This is a genomic window from Prevotella sp. CAG:592, assembly GCF_000436015.1.
GTDB lineage: Bacteria > Bacteroidota > Bacteroidia > Bacteroidales > Bacteroidaceae > Prevotella > Prevotella pectinovora.
This window is the reverse complement of record NZ_FR892575.1, coordinates 1,927-9,103: the sequence shown is the minus strand read 5'-3', so window position 1 is coordinate 9,103 and position 7,177 is coordinate 1,927. Positions and strand designations below refer to the sequence as shown.

The window sequence follows — 7,177 nt, the reverse complement described above, 5'->3', positions numbered from 1 at the left end:
TTAACATAGAAAGCGATTTGGGTTAAAACAGATGGTCGATTTCTCCCTGCGAGAGGATGGCGATAATGGTCTTGCCGTCGGGGGCATAGTTCACGTTGGTGGATGCGAAGAGTTCGTTCACAAGGTTCTCCATCTCCTTAGAGTCGAGCACCTGTCCGTATGGTATCGCCGCATTGCGTGCCAATCCGAGGGCTACGGCATGCTTTATCTCTTCGGCTGCCGACACGGTATCTTCTGCCGCAAGAGCCACGATGTCGCTGACGAGAGCCGGAGGGTTCAAGCCTTCGAGTCCAGCCGGCATACCGCCGATGGCATAGCTGCCGCCACCGAGATCGCTGAAATCGAAGCCCAGCAGCGTCATATCTTCCTGTATGCTCTGGAACACTACGTTGTCTGACGGACCGAACTGCACCATCTCCGGAAAGAGGAGCTTCTGCGAATGCCCTGCCTTGTCGGTTATCTGCTGCATATATCCATCATAGAGCACTCGGATATGTGCCCTGTGCTGGTCGATTATCATCAGTCCCGACTTCACTGCCGTCATGATATAACGGCCCTTATACTGATAGTGCGACGGCGACTTCTCTTCTATCGGCATTTTGGCATTGAGGGCAGAAGAAACCGGTTGCCCTTCCCCACCCTCTTGCAGTTCGCCACCGCCATTCTGGAATTCAAAATCATGAAACAGCGGCTGAGTCTCGCCGGCATCCGTTCCACCGAAAGATACGGTCTCACCTCCCGGCAGAGAATCATCTTGGATATCGCCGGCTCCCTCATAGAGCTGCTCCCAGTTCTCGGGTATTGCCGGCTGACGGGAGTTGCTACTGAATGGATTATACGAAGGATTGTAGTCCACCTTCGGCATCTGGAAATCCTGCATTCCCCCTGTCTGATGAAACATCGGAATGTCGGGTTTCCCCTCGGTGTCGAAATCTATCGACGGCACATCGTTGAAGCGTCCCAGCGAGTCCTTCACGGCAGCCATCAATATCTGCCATATCGTCTGCTCGTTCTCGAATTTTATCTCTGTCTTAGTGGGGTGTATATTCACGTCGATATCTTCTGCCGGTACATCGAAATATATGAAATACGGCACCTGCTCTCCTTGCGGAATGAGTCTCTCGAAAGGTGTCAGCACCGCCTTGTTGAAATAGGGATGCTTCATATACCTGCCGTTGACGAAGAAATACTGATGGGCATTCTTCTTTTTCGACGACTCCGGTTTTCCCACAAAACCATGGATACGGCACACCGTGGTGTCAACGCCTACAGGCAGCAGGCTTTGGTTTAGACGCTTGCCGAAGACTTCGATGATGCGCTGACGGAAGCTGTCGCCATGCGGACGCAGGTTGAGCACCTCGGTACCGTTGCTCGTAAACGTGAAGTGGATATGTGGGTATACAAGCACGATGCGCTCGAAGGCAGCCATGATATTGTTCAGTTCCGTGGTATTCGACTTGAGGAACTTCCGCCTTGCCGGCACGTTGAAGAAGAGGTTCTGTATCAGGAAATTGCTTCCCTCCTGACAGGCGATAGGTTCCTGGTTGAGCACCTTGCATCCTGAGATGGACAGCAGCGTGCCCACTTCGTCGCCCTTCTGACGGGTCTTCAGTTCCACCTGTGCCACGGCAGCTATTGACGCCAGCGCCTCGCCACGGAATCCCATGGTGTGTAAAGAGAAGAGGTCGTCGGCCTGTCTTATCTTCGATGTGGCATGGCGCTCAAAGGCGAGACGCGCATCGGTGTCAGACATTCCCTTTCCGTCGTCGATCACCTGGATGGATGTCTTTCCCGCATCCACCACAAGCACGTCGATGCGGCTGGCTCCGGCGTCAACGGCGTTCTCCACCAGTTCCTTGATGACAGACGCGGGGCGCTGTATCACCTCACCGGCTGCTATCTGGTTGGCCACGGAATCGGGCAGCAGTTGTATTATATCGCTCATATATTATCTGTAATCTTTTATCTGTATCAGCCCCTGTCTGGGTGCTGCTTGAATTAAATCCGGCGGGAGACTTTGCTGCTGTACATCGCCCCTCCCCCGGACAGTCTGCCGGGAACAGTCACCGGCAACATCAGTTCTCCGGCTTGTTCTCCGTAGCCGCCACGCTTTTCAGTTCGCCACCCTCGATATGCTGCAGCGGAGCGGCATGGCGGGTGATGTTCTTCAGCTGCGTACCGTCTTTCTTTCCGCGCCATTCATAGATGTCGTCTTTGTTTATCGGACGGATATAGTCGAACCATGTGAATCCGTCGAGCTTGTATCGCTCCGGCGGAATCTGCGTCATGGGATACCACGTGCCGTCGGTCTTCGATGTCCATATCTTCTGCAACTGTCTGTTGCGCATAAACATCTTCATCGTGTCGGTCTCGATATACACCAGTCCCATAAGCGTTGAGTCTTTGTCGTCAACGGGATAGTATATCGACCTGACATTGCCTATCGCCTCGGTCTGCGTTATCTGTCCCTTGGTGAAATAAGCGAACATCTCCTTCGACGACAGCTGCTGGTAGTGCTCCTTGTCTGGCATCAGCTCGGCGGTGAGTGCCTGGTTGATGATATGCGCACGGTCGATGGTGGAGTCTTTCATGAACACCTGTATCTCCTCGCCGAGCAACTGTCTGTCGCCGCTCCATGCTATAGGGTCGCGATACATCGTCATGCAGGAGTCTTTGGTGTTGTAGACGAGGGAGTCGCACACCGCCTGCACATCATTGCGGAAGGCTCTCACCTTGTTGTAGCAATGCGCCGTGCGATACACGGAGTCGGTGTTCAGATGATATGTTATCACCTTTATGGTGTCGGAATGCACGAAGAGTGTGTCCTTCTGCGAATATTCCATCATCACGGGATTCTCCGTAGCGAAGGCGAAACCGTTTTTCTCGTTATACCACAGATAGTTGCAGTGGAGTTCGTTTTTCTTCTGCGTGTCTTTGTATATCACGTTGCGATAGCCCTGGCTTATGCCTCGCTTCTCGTCGTAGAAGAGGCTGTCGCCGGTTATCTCCTTGCCTTTGTTCGACATGGTAGACCTGCCGTAGAGCCGTGCCCTCCCGGTGTTGGTGTTGTAATATCCGTCTGAAGTGTGTATCACGCTCTCCTTGCTGCGTATCACTGATGGACCCACGATATTGGCGAGCGATGTGCGGGTGTCGTAGTGCAGGGTGTCGGTGGTAAGGGTGAACTTCGGGTTGCGCAGGTTCACGTTGTAGATGAACACCGCCTTGCGTGTCTCGGTGTCGTATTCTCCCCAGTCGCTCACGAGCACGTTGTTTCTGTCCACCATCTTTCCTCCCTCGAAGAAATATCCGATATTGTAGAGACGGTCGTAGTTGAGACTGTCGGTATACAGTTTCGTTCCGCGATGGCGCAGCAACACGTTGTGTCGAGCCTCTGCCATCTGGTTGTCGCCGTCGTAGAAGGCATAGTCACTGGTGAGCGAGAGGGTGTCGCCCTGTCGCATCTTCACATGTCCGAAGGCTTTAAAGGAGTTTGACTCCTGATAGAAATAGGCACTGTCGCAGGTGAGCAACGCTCCTTTGTGAAGAAACGCCACATTGCCGTTGAGGATCTGTGCCCCGGCATGTTCGCCGTATTGGTTGAAGCGCAGCATGTCGGCATGTTTCAGATACACACGCTCATCGGTCTTGGGGCGATGGCGGCCTTTGGCTACCTTTCGCGACTGTGCCACGCAAAGTCCAAACAGGCATAGAACAACAGCCAACTGTATTCTATGCCCGCTCAGATATCTTGATATCTTGTTTATTGTATTCATCTAATATCTTGATGATGCTTCGTTATTTCACCCAACCTTTATATTCGAAATTGCAGTTGCGGTATGCTTCGTCGATGTGGATGTATGTGGTCTTGATCTTCTTCTGTATCCACTCCTTCAGGTAGTCTGCCTTGCGGCGTGCCATCACGATGTCTCTCATAGCCTGGAAGTCTTCGGTGATGGTGGCGCGATGGGCGTCGACACGGTTCACGAGCTTGGCTATGACGCAGACTGTCTTTCCCTTGGAGTTGACCATCTGGAATGACTTGGAAATCTGTCCCACCTTCATGGTGTCTACCACTGCCGCCACCTCTCTCGGCAGGTCACGCATACGGAACTTGCTGGTGTAACCGTCTTCCGACTGGTTTGCCATCAGTCCGTTGTTGTTCTTCGTGTCTTTGTCGTCAGAGAGATATGAGGCTGCTGCCTCGAAAGTGAACTTGTTGGCACGGATGTCGTTGGCGATGGAGTCGAGACGGTTCTCGGCATGGGTGATTGCCTCCTGGCTCACCTTCGGGATGCGCAGGATGTGGCGTACCTTGATTTTGTCGCCTCTCTTGTCGATGAGCTGGATGATATGGTATCCGAACTCCGACTCCACGATCTTTGATATCTTCTTAGGATCGGTGAGGTTGAACGCCACTGTGGCAAACGCCGGGTCGAGCATTCCGCGGCCTACATAGTCATCGAATTCTCCTCCCTGACGAGCCGTTCCGGGGTCCTCAGAATAGAGTCTGGCGAGGGCGGCGAAGGATGTCTCGCCACGGGTCACACGGTCGGTATAGTCACGCAGGTCGTTCTTTATCTTGTTTATCTCGTCTGGCGAAACCTTAGGTGCCTGGGTGATAATCTCCACTTCCACCTCGGTAGGAATCAGCGGCAGACTGTCTTCTGGCATATTCTCGAAATAGCGGCGCACGTCGGCAGGCGATGCCTGGATGTCCTCAACGAGTTTGCTTCGCATGCGCTCAATGAGCTGGTGGTTCTTGAAGTCGTCGTGCAGACTCTCTTTCATCTGCTTCACGGTCATCTTCTTCCACTCCTCGAGTTTCTCGCGGCTGCCGGCATTGCTTATCCAGTAGTTTATCTGCTGGTCTACGCTTTTCGTCACCTCTGCCTCTGACACCTCGATACTGTCGAGGGCTGCCTGATGCAGAAAGAGTTTCTGCACTGCGAGCTGTTCCGGTATGACGCAGTCGGGATCGCCGTTCCACTTCATTCCTTCCATCTCGCCCTGCAGACGCATGGCCTCGACGTCAGACTTGAGGATTGCCTCGTCGCCTACCACCCACACCACTTGGTCTATGATGCTCCGTTCGTTGGCGGGTCTGTCGTCGCTGTGTTTCTTGTCAGCACCGGCTTTGCCGGCATTTGCCGAGTCGGCGGCTGTCACATCGTCGTTGGCAGGGGTTGCCAGATAGCGGCTTGCCGCACCGTTTGCCACGAGCAGCACTCCTGTGAGTGCAAGGGCGAGGAATGTCTTCTTTAATCCGTATCTCATTTACTTTCTGTCGTTAATATAAAAACTAATACTCTTGTGTTAAACCCCATACGGCAATCAGAGCGTTTAATGCAGAATTATATTACCGCTTTCTGTCTTTTGTCTTTATCAAGTGTCATTTATCTGTTTTCAATCCACAACAACTCGCCATTGCGAACCAAGAGTCAAACGAAATCCACTCTTCTAAAGAGCCAAAATCCAAGTAAGCCCTAATGACCGATTTGGGTTAAAAATATACTATTGGGCAAAGGTACATATAATATTTCATCTATCACTCCGCTTTTAATCTTTTTTATTCCATGTTATGAAATAATCTCGACGTCTGCGATATGATTGAAGGCAGGATATGGGTGTGGGATGGATTGGAAAGCGAATCTACGAACATCCTGCAACAGAAAAACGCCGTGGCGACTTCTATGTGAAATCATGCCACGGCGTTATTGCTGTTTATCCCCTATCGGCAACCATACCGTTTTCTGGGCATCCTGTTTCAAGACTCGTCGTCATCAGAAACAGGCGTTAAATTTTCTGCATCAATGCTTGTTTACGGTTTCAAGCACCTCCTTGTTTACCACTACAGGATACTTCTTGCGGAGCTCTGCTATCCAGCGCTCTTCGAGCAGGTTCTGGTAGTCGGCGATGACAAGGCCCTTCACGTCCTCATACTCCTCCGGACCCTTCTTCAGAATCTTGCCGAAAACATCGTCGATAGGATAATCCTTGAGCGACTGCACGGTGGTGTCTTTCTTGAATACCATCTTGTCTACGAAGGCATTGTCACCCTTCTTGAAGATTCCCTTCTCCACACGGATGCGGATAACGGAGTCGTTGTTGAATGTGGTGCGCAGCTTGTCTGCCCACTTGCTGAAGGCAAGACCCTTCACACAATCCTTCACTGCCTTCTGGTCTTCTACGTTCTTCACGTGGAATGCCATACCCTTGAAGCGAGGCTCCGACCATGCGTAGTTCTTCTTGTGCTTCTTGAAGTAAGCGGCAAGACCTGCCTCGTCTTTGGCTGCCTTGTCCCATACGTTACGGTTGCTGATCTCAAAGAGCATCAGTCCGTCGTGATACTCACGGATGAGGTTCTTCAGGTCATTGTCCTTGGCTGTCAGCTCCTCTGTGCGCTGGGCGAGCACCTTCTCTCTGGTCAGTGCGCCCTTTGAATTCTTCACAATGTTGGTCACGCTGTCGGTGGCTACCTTCATACGGACGTTTCTCGACTCAAGGAACTTCATGATGTTGGTTCTCAGGCTGTCGTATGGCTCGAGCTGCTTGCGGTCTTTCATATATATGATATGATAGCCCACGGAGGTGAGCACCGGCTTCGACATCTCGCCGACCTTCAGTCCGTATGCAGCGTTGTCAAACTCTGGCAGTGTCTGACCAGGAGAGAGCCAGTTCAGTTCTCCGCCGTTGCGGGCAGAACCCGGGTCCTGAGAATATCTCCTTGCGAAATCAGCGAACACCTTCTCGAATTCCTCCATGCCTACCGGTACGGCCGGCTCGGTGACCTTGATGGTCTTCTTGCCCTTCTTCACGGTCTTCACAACCGGTGCGAGAGGCTTAGGCATCTTGGAGAGGAGCACATTATAGATGGAGTCTGCACGCTGTGCAGCCTCAGCCTTCTGCTGGTCTTTGGCGTCTTGAGGGAGATAGAGCAGGATGTGCATAGGACGAATGAGTCCCTTGTCACCGATGCGGTCTTTGGTGTCCTGATACATCTTCTTTGCCTCAGCCTCAACGGCCTCGTCGCTGGCGAACGACGGCAACACCTGCTGGTCACGGTAGGAGCGGAACTCCTTCTTGAAAGACCGCAGCGTGTCCACCTTGGCGTCGTATGCCGCAGCGACCTTCAGCTTATAGTTGATAAACAAATCCACATAGTCAGCGACGCTCT

At 52.3% G+C, this 7,177-nt stretch carries 4 protein-coding genes; all 4 read right to left on the bottom strand.

The features are described from left to right. Positions 1 to 22: 22 nt before the first annotated feature. Positions 23 to 1,945: a DNA mismatch repair endonuclease MutL gene (gene mutL, locus QVO99_RS05960; RefSeq protein ID WP_022316687.1), complete on the bottom strand. Its 1,923-nt coding sequence runs from the start codon at positions 1,943 to 1,945 to the stop codon at positions 23 to 25. A gap of 130 nt (positions 1,946 to 2,075) precedes the next feature. Then, entirely contained in the window at positions 2,076 to 3,776 is a 1,701-nt protein-coding gene (locus tag QVO99_RS05955) for an OstA-like protein (RefSeq protein WP_022316686.1), read from the bottom strand. A 22-nt stretch (positions 3,777 to 3,798) separates the two neighbouring features. Then, positions 3,799 to 5,277, bottom strand: a complete 1,479-nt coding sequence (locus QVO99_RS05950; RefSeq protein WP_022316685.1) for a peptidylprolyl isomerase — start codon at positions 5,275 to 5,277, stop codon at positions 3,799 to 3,801. Between the two features lie 533 nt (positions 5,278 to 5,810). Continuing rightward, the coding region (locus tag QVO99_RS05945; protein WP_288176995.1) for a peptidylprolyl isomerase at positions 5,811 to 7,177 on the bottom strand (1,367 nt) is incomplete at its 5' end.